Genomic DNA, 16493 nt, shown 5'->3' with positions numbered 1-16493 from the left:
GCCTGTTATTGAGTCATAAGGCGATAGCGTTCACGCAGACGGTGACGCAGGCTCATCGCCAGCAAATTGAGCGACAGAATAATCAGCACCAGCAGCAGCGCGGTGGCGAACACCAGCGGCCGGTCAGCTTCAATATTCGGGCTCTGAAACGCCAGATCGTAAATCTGGAAGCCAAGATGCATAAATTTACGGTCCAGATGCAGATAGGGGAACACCGCGTCGATCGGTAATTCCGGCACCATCTTCACGACCCCGACCAGCATCAGCGGCGCGGTTTCACCCGCCGCCCGTGCCACCGCAAGGATCAGGCCAGTCAGCATGGCCGGGACCGCCAGCGGCAGCACCACATGCCACAGGGTTTCCGCCTGAGTGGCACCCAGCGCCAGCGATCCCTGGCGCAGCGTGTTGGGAATACGCGAGAGTCCCTCTTCCGTCGCCACGATCACCACCGGCAGCGTCAGTAGCGCAAGGGTTAACGCCGCCCACAGCAGGCCCGGCGTACCGAAGGTCGGATTCGGCAGCGCGCTGGCGAAGAACAGCTGATCGATCGTGCCGCCGACCAGCCAGACAAAAAAGCCCAGGCCAAAGACGCCATAGACAATCGACGGCACCCCGGCCAGATTGACCACTGCAATCCGCACCAGCCGGGTCAGGGCATTACGTCCGGCATATTCATGCAGCCAGATTGCAGCGATCACCCCCAGCGGCATCACCACAATCGACATCAGTAACACCATCAGCACGGTGCCAAAAATCGCCGGGAAAGCCCCCGATTCGCTTTCACCGTCTGCCGGTGAGTCGCTGACGAAACGCCACAGCTGATGCAGGAAATGCACCGTTTTTTCGCCTGCCGTCATTGCGTTGGGTTTCCAGCTATCGACAATTTCCGTTAACGGAATGGCGTGATCGATGCCGTGTACATCCCGCAGGATCAGGACATCCCGCAGGCTCTGCTGTTGCAGGCTGGCCAGCGTCTCGCTGAGGTGATCGAAGCGGCGCTGCAATGCCGCCTGATTTGCCTGGTATTCCGACTCGGTCTGGAGATCAAAATGACCGGTGGCGCGTTGCTTTGCGGCCTGCTCATCGAGTTGCTCACGCTGGCTGTTGACGCGAGCCATCTCAACCCGGCGAATCTGGTTGGCCTGGCGCAGCAGCAGTTGCACCTGCGCCAGCCGCTGATGCAGCAGCGCGTTGGGATCCTGGGCGGTTAAGACTTCATTATCCTCACGCAGGCCAACAAACCAGCCGTAGGCCTGGCCGTGACTGCGGCGCTGTAGCACCATGATCGCTTTTGGCTGGCTGATGCTGGCCGCTTCCCGGCTATAGACCACGCGGAAATCGGGCGCATCCCAGTCGCGGTTGCCGGTTTTAATCAGATAACGATGCACCTGTCCGCCGCTGTTGCCCTGCTCATCCGCCGGAGCCGGAAAGCGTGGCTGATGCTCAAGCGTTTCACCCAGCAGCCGCACCTCACGCCCGTCGGGCTGGCTGAAACTGTAGAGATCAACCCGCTGCGGCCAGAAGGCCCGTACGCCCTGCCAGGCCAGCAGCCCAATCAGCAGCGTAAAGGCCAGCAGGCAGACCGCCACCGCACCGGCGGTTAGCCAGCGCCAGCGATCGTTCTGTCGCATCACCGTCATACCTGCTCCTCTTGCTGACTGTAGCGCTGGCACAGCCGCTGACGGATCAGCTCTGCCACGGTATTGATCACCAGCGTGAACAGCAGCAGCATCAGGGCGCTGAGAAACAGAATGCGATAATGCGCGCTGCCAGCGGCCGCTTCCGGCATTTCAATGGCGATATTGGCCGACAGGGCGCGCAGCCCGCTGAACAATCCGCCGCTGGTTTGCGGCGTGTTGCCGGTGGCCATCAGCAGAATCATAGTTTCTCCCACTGCGCGCCCCAGACCGATCATCAGGGCAGCGAAGATCCCGGCCGAGGCGCCAGGCAGCACCACGCGGGTCAGGGTTTGCCAGGGTGTCGCCCCCAGCGCCAGCGATCCCTGCCCCAGCGCCGCAGGCACGCTGAACAGCGCATCTTCAGAGAGCGTAAAAATCAGCGGCACCAGCGCAAAGCCCATCGCCAGCGCTGCCACCAGCAGGTTGCGCTGTTCGTAATGCGGCAGCCAGTCGCCCGCGTCGGGAATAAACAGCGTCGGCAGCCACAGCGTCAGTAAGGTGACCAGCAGTAACAGCGGCAGCAGGATCAGTACTTCGCGGCCCGGCTGTCGCCAGCGCGCCGGCAAACGTGCGCTGAGCACACCACACAGCAACAGACTGCCAGCCAGCGTCAGCGGCAGTAACAGCACGCCAACCAGCGCCTGACTGATGTGCGGGGCCAGCCAGACACCGGCAATCAGGCCCACCACCACGCTCGGCAGCGCGCCCATCATTTCGATAGCCGGTTTAACCCAGCGGCGCAGGCCCGGCGCCATAAAAAATGCGGTATACATGGCTGCCGCCAGCGCCAGCGGCGTCGCAAACAGCAGCGCTAAGCTGGCGGCTTTCAGCGTGCCCACCACCATCGGTACCAGGCTGAACTTGCCCTGATAGCTGTCGCCTGCCGCTGTGGATTGCCAGATATAGTCTGGTTTCGGGTAGTTTTCGTACCAGATTTTCTGCCAGAAGTTACGCCAGGTGACATCCGGCCACGGGTTATCCAGCCGCAGGGTTTGCCAGCTGCCCGCCCGCTCAATCAGCAGACTGTCGCCGCGTGGTGAAAACTGCGCCTGCAGAATGCCTGGCGCCAGCTGACGTTGCAAAATGGGCCCATCCTGCTTGCTGGCGAACAGCCGCAGCAGGCCGGTTTCACTGAGGGTGGCAAAGACCCGACGTTGCGTTTCAGTGATGACAATCGCCGGTCCGTCGCTGTGGGTAAAGGTACGGATGCGTTGCAGCCGCGGACCCTGCGGGCTGGCGATGGCAAACCACTGGGTAATGCCATTCTGATCCTGAATCAGCAGGCTTTTTCCGCCCACCAGCAGGTGCAGGCTTTGCGGACGCTGCGGCAGCGTCTGGGTTTCACGCAGCAACGCCTGGTCATCATTGAGTTGCCAGACGCGCAGCACGTTGCCCTCGGTGGTATAGAGCAGATCGCCGGTCGGAGAAAGTGCCAGCAGATCAAGGTGCTGCTGCGGCAGGTCAATGGTGGCGGCCTGCTGATCGGTGCCGAGCGTCAGCACCGTCAGTCCGGCATCGGTCAGCGCGGCGATACGCCACTGTCCCGGATGGCGGGTCGCCAGCGCCATTTTTGTTACCGCGCCGTGCGGCAGGTGAAACGGTTTGTCGCCCAGCGGAAAACGCCACTGCTGTTCCGCCGTCGGCTGCATCAGCATCAGCGTGCCCTGCATATTCAGCAGCAGCGTCTGATCGTCAGCGCTGCGCACCACCTGTTGCGCCGTCGGGGATAAGGCCAGTGCCGGTTCTGCCGGCTGGCCATTCAGCGGAATAAACCGTGCCGCCCCGCGTGTACTGATGCGCCAGCCCGTACTGCCATCATTGCCGAGCGCTAATGCCGGTGCGCGGTCCCACAACTGCTGCTGACTGGCGATGTGAAGCTGTGGCGCACTGAACAGCGGTAACACCACCCCAATCAGCCAGCAAAACAGCAATAGCATCAGCAGCAGAATCGCAATGCCACAGGACGTGACCAGTCGCCGCGTCAGGCGGTCAACGGCACGACGCTTTCGGTCGCTAAACTGGACGGGGATGTAGTTTACGCTCATGCGGTTCCGGTAGCAGGCTAAAACAAGCCGCTATGTTGCCCGTAGCCGGTTGATAAGACAACTATTGACGTTGGACAACGCTGCCATACTCTCGCCATAATGATCACGGACACTGGATCTTCAGTCCTGCAACCGCTATATGGAGTGAGAATGGGTCAGGTAAAGCTTTATATTGAAAAAGAATTAAGCTGGTTATCCTTTAATGAACGGGTATTGCAGGAAGCGGCGGACAAAAGTAATCCGCTGATTGAGCGGATGCGTTTTCTCGGCATTTACTCCAACAACCTTGATGAGTTCTATAAGGTGCGTTTCGCCGACCTGAAACGCCGCATTCTGATTGGTGAAGAGCAGGGTTCCGCCAGTACGCCACGTCATTTATTTAAGAAGATCCAGCAGCGGGTGCTTAAGTCTGACCAGGAGTTTGACGCGCTGTATAACGATCTGCTGCTGGAGATGGCGCGTAATCAGATCTTCCTGATTAACGAACGCCAGCTGTCGCCCAATCAGCAGGCGTGGCTGCGCCACTATTTCAAGCATGAACTGCGTCAGCATATCTCGCCGATTCTGATCACCCATGAAACGAACCTGACCGAATTTCTGAAAGACGATTACACCTATCTGGCGGTGGAAATTATTCGCGGCGATAACATTCGTTATGCGCTGCTGGAGATCCCGTCCGATAAAGTGCCGCGCTTCATTAATCTGCCAGCTGAGCCACCGCGCCGCCGTAAACCGATGATTCTGCTGGATAACATACTACGTTACTGCCTGGACGACATTTTTAAAGGCTTCTACGACTACGACGCGCTCAACGCCTACTCAATGAAAATGACGCGTGACGCCGAGTACGATCTGGTGACGGAGATGGAATCAAGCCTGCTGGAGCTGATGTCCTCCAGCCTGAAGCAGCGTCTGACCGCTGAGCCGGTGCGCTTCGTCTATCAGCGTGATATGCCGGATTCGATGGTTGAATTGCTGTGTCATAAGCTCTCCATTTCCAACTTCGATTCGATATTACCCGGCGGTCGCTATCACAACTTTAAAGACTTCATCGGTTTCCCGAACGTCGGTAAAAACAACCTGGTAAACCGGCCGCTGCCGCAGATACGCCATATCGGCTTCGACGGCTTCCGTAACGGCTTTGATGCGATTCGCGATCGCGACGTGCTGCTCTACTACCCCTACCATACCTTTGAACATGTGCTGGAGCTGCTGCGTCAGGCGTCGTTCGACCCCAGCGTGCTGGCGATCAAGATCAACATCTATCGCGTCGCCAAACACTCACGCATCATGGATGCGATGATTCATGCCGCCTATAACGGCAAAAAGGTCACGGTAGTCGTCGAGCTGCAGGCGCGCTTTGATGAAGAGGCGAACATCTACTGGGCTAAACGCCTGACCGAAGCGGGTGTACACGTCATTTTTTCTGCGCCAGGACTGAAGATCCACGCCAAGCTGTTCCTGATTTCCCGTCGTGAGGGTGAAGAGATTGTACGTTACGCGCATATCGGTACCGGCAACTTTAATGAGAAAACCGCCCGACTCTATACCGATTACTCGTTACTGACTGCCGATGCGCGTATCACCAACGAAGTGCGCCGGGTATTTAACTTTATTGAGAACCCTTATCGCCCGGTGACCTTCGATCATCTGATGGTGTCGCCGCAAAACTCGCGCCGGATGCTGTATGAGTTGATCGACACCGAAATTGCCAATGCGCAGCAGAAAAAGCCGTCCGGCATTACTCTGAAAATTAACAATCTGGTGGACAAAGGACTGGTTGACCGGCTTTATACAGCCTCCAGCGTGGGGGTTAAGGTTAATCTTCTGGTACGCGGCATGTGCTCATTAATCCCCGACTTGCCTGGAATCAGTGAAAATATTCGCGTCATCAGTATTGTTGACCGTTATCTGGAACACGATCGCGTCTATATTTTTGACAATGGCGGCGACAAAAAAGTGTTCCTCTCCTCGGCTGACTGGATGACGCGTAACATTGATTACCGCATCGAAGTGGCGGTGGCGATTCTCGACCCACGCATTAAGCAGCGCATACTCGACATTATTGCTATTCAGTTAAGTGATACGGTAAAAGCCCGCATCGTCGATAAAGAGTTGAGTAACCATTACGTCCAGCGCGGCAATCGTCGCAAAGTGCGATCGCAGCTGGCCATTTATGATTACATCAAGAACCTGGAACAACCTGAATAAATCCTATGCCAATTTCCCATAAAAGTACGCCAAAGCCCCAGGAGTTTGCGGCGATCGACCTCGGATCGAACAGCTTCCACATGGTCATCGCCCGGGTGGTGGATGGCGCGATGCAGGTATTAGGTCGCCTTAAACAGCGCGTCCATCTGGCTGACGGGCTGGATGCCAGTAATCGCCTGAGCGAAGAGGCGATGGAGCGGGGATTAACCTGCCTGGCGCTGTTTGCGGAGCGCCTGCAGGGATTCAGCCCCAGCAACGTCACCATTGTCGGCACCCATACGCTGCGCCAGGCGGTCAACGCCGAGACCTTTTTGCAGCGTGCCGCCGAGGTGATCCCCTACCCGATTGAGGTGATTTCGGGCCATGAAGAGGCGCGTCTGATCTTTATGGGTGTGGAGCATACTCAGCCGGAGAAAGGCCGCAAGCTGGTGATCGACATCGGCGGCGGTTCAACCGAACTGGTGATTGGCGAGGATTTTGAGCCGCAGCTGGTGGAAAGCCGCCGCATGGGTTGCGTCAGTTTCGCCCAGCTCTATTTCCCCAACGGCGAAATCAGCCGCGAAAATTTCCGTCGCGCCCGCTTAGCCGCAGCGCAAAAGCTGGAGACGCTGGCGTGGCAGTACCGCCTGCACGGCTGGCAATATGCACTGGGCGCCTCCGGTACCATCAAGGCCGCCTGCGAAGTGCTGCAGGCGATGGATGAGAAAGAGAAGCTGATTACGCCTGAGCGTCTCGACAAACTGTATGACGAGGTGATCAAACATAAGTCGTTTGCCGCGCTGAGTCTGCCCGGCCTGTCGGAAGAGCGCAAAGGGGTGTTTGTACCGGGTCTGGCGATTCTGTGTGGTGTGTTCGATGCGCTGGCGATTCGCGAGCTGCGCCTGTCCGATGGCGCGCTGCGCGAAGGCGTGCTGTATGAAATGGAAGGCCGTTTCCGGCATCAGGATATCCGCAGCCGCACCGCGCAGAGTCTGGCGAATCATTATGCCATCGACAGCGATCAGGCGCGCCGCGTGCTCGACACCACCGAACAGCTTTATCTGCAATGGCGCGATCAGAATCCGAAACTGGCGAACCCGCAGCTGGCGGCGCTGCTGAAGTGGGCGGCGATGCTGCACGAAGTCGGGCTGACCATCAACCATAGCGGTCTGCAGCGCCACTCCGCCTACATCCTGCAAAACACCAATATGCCGGGCTTTAACCAGGATCAGCAAATGCTGCTGGCGGCGCTGGTAAGATTCCACCGTAAAGCGGTGAAGCTCGATGAGTTGCCGCGGGTGACGCTGTTTAAGAAAAAGCAGTTCGTGCCGCTGATCTTCCTGTTGCGTCTGGGTACCCTGCTGAACAATCAGCGCCAGGCAACCACCAGGCCGGATACGCTGGTCCTGAAATGCGATGACGGCCACTGGACGCTGATATTCCCTGCGGGTTACTTCAGCCAGAACACGCTGGTCCAGCTCGATCTTGAGCGCGAACAGGGGTACTGGAATGACGTCACCGGATGGAAACTGATTCTCGAAGAAGCCTGATAACATGGGCGCCAGGCGCCCATCCAACTGAACTGATAACCATGACACAACAAACCGAACGTCTGCGTGACGAAAACTATTTTGCCGAAACCTACGGCCTGACGCCGCCGCATTCTGAAGTGGTTGCGGCGCTGCCGATGCTCAACGTCGGTAAGGCGCTCGATCTCGGCTGTGGCGGCGGTCGTAATACGCTGTTTCTTAACCAGCAGGGTTTCGAGGTGACCGCCTGGGATCACAATCCGCAGAGCCTGGCTCGCCTGCACGACATCATTGGACGGGAAGGCCTGAGCGGCATCCACACCGAGCAACGTGATCTGAACAACACGCGCTTTAATGGCGGGTATGATTTTGTGCTGTCGACCGTGGTGATGATGTTTCTGCAGCCGCAGACTATTCCGCAGCTGATTGCCGATATGCAGGCCTGCACGGTAAGAGATGGCTACAACCTGATCGTGGCAGCGATGAACACCGACGATATGCCCTGCCCAGGCGACTTTACCTTTGCGTTCAAATCGGGTGAGCTCAGTCATTACTACCGTAACTGGCATATCGTGAAATACAACGAACATCCCGGCCAGCTGCACCGTAAAGATGAAAACGGCAACCGTATTAATTGCCGCTTCGCCACCCTGCTGGCGCAGAAAGCCAGTTACTGATTTTTGCTTGTTGTTTTTTTCAACAGTGATTGATTTCATCTGGCGACTGTGACTAAATATTGCAGTCGCCCAGCATGGGTCATTACAGGAACCACCCCGCGTGAACAGCGCTATTTCTCCCCGAAGACGTCAAAAAACCGGCACCATGACCCGCATCGTGTTGCTGATCAGTTTTATCATTTTGTTTAGCCGCCTGATTTTTATCCTGCCTGCTGCCTTCGAACATCACCAGCAACAGAAATCGCTATCTGAACCCACTGCCGTCAGTTCTGGCGATACGCGTTAGCGAACACGACTTATTCGCCTGAAAAAACTGCCACGCCGTCGGCATTGACTGCGTCATTTTTTGCATCCCTTTTTCAGGCGAAACGCTACACTTCGTGCTGGTGCTTTCAGACTAAAGGGATTCAACGTGTCTGCCTCACACACTCAACGTTTAAGTGAAATACGTCATCGCATTCTGACGCTGCTGCTCAATGAGCACGATCTGGTTGATGCATTGCTGGATAAAGCCAGTGACCTCAGCCCTGAACAGCAACGTGAAAATGCGACCCAGCGTGACGCGCTGGAACAGGACATCCGTCAGCTGCACGCGGCTGACCTTGCCGATATCCTCGAAGCCTTACCGGAAGAAGAACGTCAGGCGCTGTGGCGGCTGGTGCCGAACGAACGACGCGGCCTGGTGCTGGTGGAAGCCTCGGAAACCGTCTGGGCGAGCCTGACCGAAGAGATGAGCGACCGCGATATTCTGCGCGCCATCGAACCGCTGGATATCGATGACCAGGTATGGCTGGCACGCTATCTGCCGCGTGACCTGACCGGTCGCCTGCTGGCGACGGTAGAGCCTGGCCTGCGCGCCCGGATGCTCAGCATGGTGGAATTTGACCGCGACCGCGTCGGCCGGGTGATGGATTTCAATATCCTGACAGTGCGCGACGACGTGACGCTGGCGACGGTACAGCGTTATCTGCGTAAGCACAAAAGCATGCCGGGCGGCACCGATAAAATCTTCATCACCAATGACGATAATCTGCTGCTGGGTGAGCTGATGCTGACTGACATCCTGCTGAACAAGCCGAAAACGCTGGTCAGTGAGGTGATGAATGGCCGCCCTACGACCTTCCAGCTCAACGATAAGGCTGAAGATGCCGCCAGCGCCTTTGAACGTTATAACCTGATTTCCGCTGCCGTTACCGATGCAAAGGGCCGCCTGATTGGTCGTATTACCATTGAAGATATTATCGATTTGGTCAACGCCGAAAACGAAAGCAATATCCGTAAAATGGGCGGTATCAGTCAGGAAGAGGATGTGTTCGCCCCGGTGCGTAAATCAGTGCGCAAGCGCTGGGCATGGCTGGCGATTAATCTCTGCACCGCCTTTGTCGCCTCGCGGGTCATTGGGCTGTTTGAAGGCACCATTTCGCAAATTGTGGCGCTCGCTACCCTGATGCCGATTGTCGCGGGCATTGGCGGTAACACCGGTAACCAGACCATCACCATGATTGTGCGTGCGCTGGCGCTGCATCAGGTCGAACCGGGAAACTTCTCGTTCCTGATTGTCCGTGAACTCGGCGTGGCACTGATCAACGGCCTGTTCTGGGGCGGAATTATGGGCGGCATCACCTGGCTGATGTATGACAACCTGGCGCTGGGCGGCGTGATGATGCTGGCAATGGCGCTGAATCTGCTGCTGGCGGCGCTGATGGGAGTTCTGGTGCCGCTGGTGATGACCAAAATGAAGCGCGATCCTGCCGTCGGCTCCAGCGTATTAATTACCGCCATCACCGACACCGGCGGCTTTTTCATCTTTCTGGGACTGGCGACGCTGTTCCTGCTGCCGCACTAAGCCTCAGGCGCGGCCTTCGTTGCACTGTAATGCCCGTTTGAGATTGCGCTGGCGCGTCACCTGCGCCAGTTCACCGATGGCGGCGGGCAGCGCATAAGTGCCGCGCTGGCTTAACCACGCCAGCACATCGTCCAGATGCCAGATTGCAGTCTTGCCGTCATGCACCGGCAACGGAAACGGTGGCCGCTGGCTGAGCATCAGTTTACGCATATTCTGCCGCGACATCCCGGTGAGTTCCGCCACATCCGTCAGCCCGACATAATCGGGTGCCGCTTCTGCCAGCATCGCGCCGGGTATCGCGTTCACGACCTCTTCCTCTGCGCGTTTCAGTGCCTCACCGGCAGAAGAGGCCTCACGGCTAAACTCCAGCGCAATTCTGCCAGGGATACCCAGCCCGACCAGCGCATCATCACAGCCCGCCATTGCCAGACTCTCCAGCATCTCATCCTGCGTGGCATGATCCGCTGGCAGACTAAATCGTAGAGTAAAACGGTATTCCATGAGCCGCTCCTTTTGCTGTGTCAGGCCGTAAGAGTGTGACAATGATCAACCACGCGCCGCAGGGCATTGGCATGGTTTTGCGCACTCTTCGGCGTACTCCAGATGCAGGTCAGGCAAAACTCGCCACACCGACAGATCATCAGGTTTTTCGGGCAGGACATTTTACCCCACGCATGATGGCCGCCCGGCACCACCCGCCATCCACGGGATTCTGCGTAACATAAAGCCGATTCAATCTCTTTACCGGGATGTCGCTTCCTGACCATTTGAGCCTCCAGCGTGACGTGAAACCCGCCAGTTGTCAACTGACAACTGATTAAAATAGATGTTCTGCGGCTCAGCATGGGCAGACTTTTTCTCGCGGTAAAACAGTCAGGGTATAAACTGGAAAACGGCACGCAAAAAATCATCAACTGTGGATTTACGCGACCAGAATAAAAACACTCTATGGAGGCAACATGTTTAAAGCTGATGATTTTGTCCAGTCAAAGACCGGCGGTCCAAAGATGCAGGTGCTGCGGGTTGAAGGCGATACCCTGTGGTGCGCACGCGTTGACGATGCGACCAAAAATGAGATTGAAGTCAAGGCGGATAGCGTGAATCTGTATCACGAAGAAGGCGACTTCGGCGTCTGCTGATTGAAACTGGCCCCGATGAACGGGGCCGGACTGTTACGGCTTATCCTGCTGAAGGTTGTCGTGGCCGAGGCCGCCGATGAACGGCAGGCGTAATCGGAAAGGCGTGAAATCCAGCCCCATGTTTAAGCCCAGCAGATTCACTTCAAAGCCCTCTTCTGCCCCGATCGTCACGCCCGCTACACCCAGAATCGACACCTGCAATCCCCGTCCCGATGGCGGTAAGCCCACCGGGCGCCACAGCGGCCGATAATCTTTGCCAAGCGCATTAGCGGGCAGATCAAGTTTCAGTGCTGGCACCTCCCGGCCAATGTGCGCCAGAAAGGTATTACTGTTGGGCCCCGGCCAGGCGTGATAGGTGGTCGGCCACGGATAAGATTTTATTGCCGCCTCAATCTGCGGGATCATCGCTTCCGCCGCCGGACCGCGGTGCTCCACCAGCAGCCGCGGTTTCGCGCCATACCAGTAACCATCCGGAAGATTGGTGTTGCGGCGGACTTTATCGCCACTGCCCCAGCTGATCACTTCATAACGGTTATAACGGCTTTCGCCAGCGCGTTTAAAGATGATCCATGGATGTACCGCCACCGCGCCTTTCCAGCCATAGGTTGGCGCGGCATAGACCTGCACAATCGCCAGGTTCGCGTAGACGCGCGGATCGGGGGCTATCCCGGCTGAATCACGACGGGCCGACCACCAGCCACCCTTTTCATTGTTATCGCTGTGGCGGGTCGCCTGCGCGATGCTGGCACCCAGCGATAACAGTAAGACGGCAACAAAAAACAGGCTGAACACTTTAAGTGAGAGCATGACAACATTCCTGAAGACAATAATGGCAACGCCTGCATAGCAGACGGCTTTAACAAAGGGCGGCTTTGGGATATCGGGTGAAAGCGGCGGGTAAAGGCGGGCGACAAGTGTGGCGCGTCTCTCTACTGCAGAGCAGAATAGCGCAATTTGCGGCAAAGTGAACAGAAAACCGCCAGCGACGGGTGTGGATGTGCTGAAAGGTTAAAAGCTCGGGCAGAATGGCACGGTTTGTTTTGACCAGTCTTCATCTGTCAGCCTTCCCGTAAAAATTGGAGAAGAGCGGCGCTTGCTCTGAATGCTGGCTTCATGGCGGCGGTCAATCGCTCCATTCCGTCAGATGGCTCTCACGGGAAATCTAACGTCACGCCGAACCTGACTTGCCCATTCAGACTTACAGAAACGCCAAAACAGTGAGCTACACATTGCTGATACTTGCCTGACAGGCAAGTGCAGGATAGTGCTCCGACACAAGGCTGAATAAAAAGATATCTTTGATGCAAGTCGGAAGCGCGATGTTTTTCTTGTTGTCATCCACCAACCGGCATCCTCCAGCAAACCGTTCATTGGCACACCTATCCTTGCTCATACGCATCCTGAATGACGGCAGCGAAGTCGGCCTTTAGCGGGTTATCGTTGCCCTTGCGTGTTACGATCGTAAGCTTCTTAATCTTAGCCTTAGCCTTAGCCTTAGCCTTAGCCTTAGCCTTAGCCTTAGCCTTAGCCTTAGCCTTAGCCTTAGCCGTCAGGCTGATGACTTAAGATCCCGTTGAACAACCTTGTTACTATATAAAAATCCGTCATCTTTCTTCGGGATGACGGAATTTTATGTTTCCCAATTATCTATCCGGCCACCTCTCTATCCTGTGTCCGGACCGTTCTCATTTAAGCGTGATGAGGAGGTTAATAAGCTAACTTAGAACCATGCCTCAAACATACCGCCGACATTCAGCGAATCCAGCTGCTCGTTGCTGGCACCATCGACTCTGGCGATATGCGTGTTGTCCACCTGACCGCCGGTCACATAGAAGCGCAACATCGGACGGAACTCAGGCCCCATACCAATGGCGATGTTCTGCGATAACGTCAGCTTCCAGCCTTTGTTGTCTCCGCCCTGATCGTAATCCACACGCTGGTAGCCCGCTTCCAGCCAGGTTGAGTGCACGTCGTTCCAGAAATACATCGGTCGTACAATGGCAGCATAGTTTTTACGGTTGTCGGTGTTGTCCTTGCCGTCATCGTAGTCATGGAAGGCCAGCAAATAGTCGATCTGCGTCTGCTGAGTGAACTTATGACTGCCCTCGAAGCTGGCGTAGACCGTGGTCAGATCGTCCGTTTTGTTGTAGACGCTGTTATCCGAGTTGTCGGAATAGCGCAAAATGACTTTGTTCACTCCGCTGTCGTTGGTGTGGCTCAGCACCAGACCGCCCTGCCAGGCATCGAGCTGCTCATCGTTGTCTATCGCTTTCGAGTCAAAGCCGTAGTTTGCGTACACTTCGACGTCAATCGGCCCGGCCGTGATGCCGTGGGTTTTGGTGGTCAGCGCATAATGACCATCATCACCGGTGTCGGAGCTACCGGTACAGGTGATACGTGATGGGTTAGTCTCATCGGCCGACACTTCCGGACTACAGGATTTCACCTGCGACACCGTTGCCACGTCAAACTGAATGCCTCCAATATCAAAGTTTTTCACCCCGGCCCCCTGGCCGTCATGGTTCATCCAGAAGTAGTCGTTGATCCCCTGTTGCGGACGTTGATGAAAATCACGGCCAGCCCAGATATAGGCATTCGGGTTCGATTCGAGGACGTTAGTGACGCCTACATAGGCCTTTTTCAGATTCACTTCGTCGCTCCAGTGGTCAAACATGACGTTAAGGTCCCAGATGGCCCCTCTGTCGCTTTTGAAGGCTTTGCTTAACTGGAATTCACCGCCGTTACTTTCGTTACCCAGACGGCCGATCGCCGAGGCACCGTTATAGGATCCGTCGACACCAATATATTTCTGGTCGCCCGTCTGGAAGTGGGCGCCGTAGCGGGCGTAACCGCTGAATTTAAGACCAAATGGAATTTCTAAATCCGGGGAGGCTGCAGTGGTTTGCGGGTTGGTAATAACGTCGACTTTTTTATCGGCGGCAGCAGTGATTTTTGCCTGCCTTTCGGCCAGGGCTTTATCAACTGCTTTAGCGACGATGGCGTCAATCTGTTCCTGAGTGAATTCCTGTGCCAGAACGGAAACCGGGCACAGCGCGGTAATTATCGCCATTGCTAAAGGGAGTGTTTTAAAAGTTTTCATGGCTATCTCAATTTAATGATATCTTCAGACAATAACCATCCTGTTTCGGTATTAACAGAAACAACTCTACCAAAACAAGTGGATTTTATTTTTTTATTTAGCAGAGGTAAAATTAAAAACTTAACGTAATAAGCGTCTCCATAGTCAGAATGTTAAAACAAGATGCCTGATAAAGGTAAAGACTCTATTCCCCTCATTCACACGCCAGCAAAGAGTCGATTCGTGAGTTCTGTGCATACACCCAATCAAGCTCTTAGACTGGTGCGCTGTTCAGGCGCAACGCCCCCCTTAGCATTAAGGCTGGCGTTGCACTTATTATCTGAGTCAGAATTTAGTATTTAATTAAATCGTGATTCACTGGCCTCCCAGCTATACCTGTCATTTTCAACCAGAAAATCGCCAAGCTCCTGATAAATGAAATCATAAAATTCTGCGCTGGCTGCATAACCAGAATAGTCAACCACTGCGAGGCCAACAAATGCCCCAGTAAAGAACCCACCATAACTTTGCAGTACATAATCATCTGAAAGAATAGCCGAATCTAATTTGACAGGGATTTCAGTGAAACTGACCCCATCAAAACTATATTCGTAGGTATAGGATTCCTTCCGAACCCTGGTGCGAAACCAGACATACTGCGTATCCTCTGGGATCTTAATGGCATCATCTTTCAGATAGGATGTGTAGTTACCACGATTATTCTCACCAATTTCGATAACTGACCCATTAATTTCATTCCAGGTAATGAAAATAAAACTCCAATGGCGGTCGTTGTAATAATTGGTTAACCCTGCCATTTGCTGATAATTAAATGGCTGAAATTTAACTTTCACCTGCGCGTCAAAATAAAAGGCTTGCCAGCGTCGGGCAATCAACGATAGATCATGAGTATTGGCTAACGATCCCTGGCCTGTTAACGTTAACTTTCCATCGCCCGTCGATCCCATTTTTTCGCTGAACGGGACCCGGAGCGTATTCCAGTTGAGATCAAGTGTCGCCGTTATAAACTCATCGTGCTGGCTATGATCTTTTGCGCTTTCGGTATAAATCGCATCCGCTGGCCCTTCAACAAACGTTCGCCCACCGTGACCTCCTGCAATACGTGGCCAGTCATCTTTGTCCCAATACACTTTCTGAATAGAGGTTTCTCTCCCCAGGGTAGACCAGCCACGAGGGTCGTAGGCGGACTCACCGGCACGGTTCCATGGACGCGCGCAAAGCGAAGCATAATACCATTCCCCTTTGGGGGTTGAGACCAGCGAGCCATGCCCCTGCTTTTGAATATAGCTGTCTGGCGTATCCATATTGGTTAAGAACACTTCCCCTGGCTGTGTTTCAAAACTATTGGCATCTAATGTTTTTGAACGCGCCACGACTTCCTGGTGGGCGAAAACGGTCCCGCCCTGAGCGGCAAAAAGATAATAATATCCATTCAGTTTGTAGAGATGTGGCCCCTCAACCAGGGCAACGGCAGTGCCGCGATAAATCGTTCGCGCAGTTTCGGGTTTTAATTTCAGCGTCCGTATATCAAGTTCAGTTAACGTGATGCCATCAAAAGGATGATGATACTCCCGATGATCCCAGGTTTGTTGAACAATATATTTACGACCATCGTCATCATGGAACAGTGAAGCGTCAAAGCCGACACCATTAAGTTTAATCGGATCTGTCCATGGACCACGAATATCAGTGGCTGTAGTCAGATAATTCGTCATGTCTTTAAAGGCGCCTTCTGTAACTTTCACATCGGTATAAACTAACCAGAACTTGCCATCTGCATAAGAAAGCGCTGGCGCCCAAATCCCGCCGGACGAAGGATTTCCTTTCATATCTAAAAGCGCGGTTGTTGATAAGGGGGCTGGGAGAAGATTCCAGTGTTCCAGGTCTTTTGACTCGTGTAAACGAACACCCGGGAACCACTCAAATGTAGAGTTTGCAATATAGTAGGTGTCTTCTACGCGGATAATGCTCGGGTCAGCATTAAATCCAGGTAAGATAGGGTTTTGAATCAGAGACATATAATCACACCTTTTTAAGTTTAAGCTGTATATCTTTTGAATTTAATCGTGTCTTCTTCAAACTACACACGTACCTCATCAAGCTGACGATTGATGTCTGTGACATGTTTGTCTGAGATGGGATAGACCTGAATGATGAGCATCGAAATGGCGGCTAACATTATTGGGACCCAGATCGCTGTAATAATTATTCCGTCGATAGCATTTGTACTTTGCTGAACCCCTTTTTCGTTAAAGCCATAGGCTGCCAGTGGCTTTGTTGAATAAATC

Annotated in this window: 13 protein-coding genes and 1 pseudogene; 6 read left to right on the top strand and 8 right to left on the bottom strand. The window is 54.6% G+C overall.

The annotated features are described in order from the left end of the window. Positions 1-5: 5 nt before the first annotated feature. Together pstA and HA41_RS15775 are read right to left on the bottom strand one after the other, a co-directional pair. Positions 6-1640 (bottom strand): phosphate ABC transporter permease PstA, encoded by a 1635-nt coding sequence (gene pstA, locus HA41_RS15780; RefSeq protein ID WP_094121582.1) that lies wholly within the window; start codon positions 1638-1640, stop codon positions 6-8. Next, on the bottom strand, positions 1637-3724 hold the full coding sequence (locus HA41_RS15775) for an ABC transporter permease subunit (protein WP_094121581.1): 2088 nt from the start codon (positions 3722-3724) through the stop codon (positions 1637-1639). Before HA41_RS15775 ends, pstA begins: the two co-directional genes overlap by 4 nt. A gap of 150 nt (positions 3725-3874) precedes the next feature. Between HA41_RS15775 and ppk1 the strand changes: the two genes are divergently transcribed. From ppk1 to mgtE, 5 genes are all read left to right on the top strand, one after another. Beyond that, positions 3875-5935 (top strand): polyphosphate kinase 1, encoded by a 2061-nt coding sequence (gene ppk1 / locus HA41_RS15770; RefSeq protein ID WP_094121580.1) that lies wholly within the window; start codon positions 3875-3877, stop codon positions 5933-5935. 5 nt (positions 5936-5940) lie between these two features. Continuing rightward, entirely contained in the window at positions 5941-7464 is a 1524-nt protein-coding gene (ppx, locus tag HA41_RS15765; RefSeq protein ID WP_031375372.1) for an exopolyphosphatase, read from the top strand. 41 nt (positions 7465-7505) lie between these two features. Beyond that, positions 7506-8120, top strand: coding sequence for a tellurite resistance methyltransferase TehB (gene tehB / locus HA41_RS15760; RefSeq protein WP_094121579.1), 615 nt, complete (start codon positions 7506-7508; stop codon positions 8118-8120). Positions 8121-8220: 100 nt separating this feature from the next. Then, on the top strand, positions 8221-8406 hold the full coding sequence (locus tag HA41_RS15755; RefSeq protein WP_094121578.1) for a YfgG family protein: 186 nt from the start codon (positions 8221-8223) through the stop codon (positions 8404-8406). 126 nt (positions 8407-8532) lie between these two features. Continuing rightward, complete coding sequence (mgtE, locus tag HA41_RS15750) at positions 8533-9966, top strand: magnesium transporter (RefSeq protein WP_094121577.1); 1434 nt, start codon at positions 8533-8535, stop codon at positions 9964-9966. 3 nt (positions 9967-9969) lie between these two features. On the opposite strand, the gene HA41_RS15745 is transcribed toward mgtE, so the two are convergent. Next, on the bottom strand, positions 9970-10467 hold the full coding sequence (locus HA41_RS15745; protein ID WP_094121576.1) for a helix-turn-helix transcriptional regulator: 498 nt from the start codon (positions 10465-10467) through the stop codon (positions 9970-9972). A gap of 20 nt (positions 10468-10487) precedes the next feature. Further along, positions 10488-10733, bottom strand: a complete 246-nt coding sequence (locus HA41_RS21465; RefSeq protein ID WP_094121575.1) for a hypothetical protein — start codon at positions 10731-10733, stop codon at positions 10488-10490. A 192-nt stretch (positions 10734-10925) separates the two neighbouring features. On the opposite strand from HA41_RS21465, the gene HA41_RS15735 reads away from it, so the two are divergent. Next, positions 10926-11105: a DUF2158 domain-containing protein gene (locus HA41_RS15735; RefSeq protein ID WP_094121574.1), complete on the top strand. Its 180-nt coding sequence runs from the start codon at positions 10926-10928 to the stop codon at positions 11103-11105. A gap of 33 nt (positions 11106-11138) precedes the next feature. On the opposite strand, the gene HA41_RS15730 is transcribed toward HA41_RS15735, so the two are convergent. The 4 genes and pseudogenes from HA41_RS15730 to HA41_RS15715 form a co-directional block, all read right to left on the bottom strand. Next, positions 11139-11912 (bottom strand): DUF3750 domain-containing protein, encoded by a 774-nt coding sequence (locus HA41_RS15730; protein ID WP_094121573.1) that lies wholly within the window; start codon positions 11910-11912, stop codon positions 11139-11141. Positions 11913-12825: 913 nt separating this feature from the next. After that, positions 12826-14205 carry a carbohydrate porin gene (locus HA41_RS15725; RefSeq protein WP_094121572.1) on the bottom strand — a complete coding sequence of 460 codons (1380 nt, stop codon included), beginning with the start codon at positions 14203-14205 and terminating at the stop codon, positions 12826-12828. A gap of 338 nt (positions 14206-14543) precedes the next feature. Next, complete coding sequence (locus HA41_RS15720; RefSeq protein ID WP_094121571.1) at positions 14544-16223, bottom strand: glycoside hydrolase family 43 protein; 1680 nt, start codon at positions 16221-16223, stop codon at positions 14544-14546. A 62-nt stretch (positions 16224-16285) separates the two neighbouring features. Further along, a pseudogene (locus HA41_RS15715) lies at positions 16286-16493 on the bottom strand (MFS transporter); the annotation flags it as partial.

The organism is Pantoea conspicua, assembly GCF_002095315.1.
In the GTDB taxonomy this organism is placed as follows: domain Bacteria; phylum Pseudomonadota; class Gammaproteobacteria; order Enterobacterales; family Enterobacteriaceae; genus Pantoea; species Pantoea conspicua.
This window is presented reverse-complemented; position numbering and strand designations above follow the sequence as displayed.

What these genes read in the sequence shown, in the direction of transcription:
- HA41_RS15745 (WP_094121576.1), bottom strand. Translation starts at nt 10,467, where the DNA reads ATGGAATACCGTTTTACTCTACGATTTAGTCTGCCAGCGGATCATGCC.
- HA41_RS15735 (WP_094121574.1), top strand. Translation starts at nt 10,926, where the DNA reads ATGTTTAAAGCTGATGATTTTGTCCAGTCAAAGACCGGCGGTCCAAAG.
- pstA (WP_094121582.1), bottom strand. Translation starts at nt 1,640, where the DNA reads ATGACGGTGATGCGACAGAACGATCGCTGGCGCTGGCTAACCGCCGGT.
- HA41_RS15730 (WP_094121573.1), bottom strand. Translation starts at nt 11,912, where the DNA reads ATGCTCTCACTTAAAGTGTTCAGCCTGTTTTTTGTTGCCGTCTTACTG.
- HA41_RS21465 (WP_094121575.1), bottom strand. Translation starts at nt 10,733, where the DNA reads ATGGTCAGGAAGCGACATCCCGGTAAAGAGATTGAATCGGCTTTATGT.
- tehB (WP_094121579.1), top strand. Translation starts at nt 7,506, where the DNA reads ATGACACAACAAACCGAACGTCTGCGTGACGAAAACTATTTTGCCGAA.
- HA41_RS15720 (WP_094121571.1), bottom strand. Translation starts at nt 16,223, where the DNA reads ATGTCTCTGATTCAAAACCCTATCTTACCTGGATTTAATGCTGACCCG.
- HA41_RS15775 (WP_094121581.1), bottom strand. Translation starts at nt 3,724, where the DNA reads ATGAGCGTAAACTACATCCCCGTCCAGTTTAGCGACCGAAAGCGTCGT.
- ppx (WP_031375372.1), top strand. Translation starts at nt 5,941, where the DNA reads ATGCCAATTTCCCATAAAAGTACGCCAAAGCCCCAGGAGTTTGCGGCG.
- ppk1 (WP_094121580.1), top strand. Translation starts at nt 3,875, where the DNA reads ATGGGTCAGGTAAAGCTTTATATTGAAAAAGAATTAAGCTGGTTATCC.
- HA41_RS15725 (WP_094121572.1), bottom strand. Translation starts at nt 14,205, where the DNA reads ATGAAAACTTTTAAAACACTCCCTTTAGCAATGGCGATAATTACCGCG.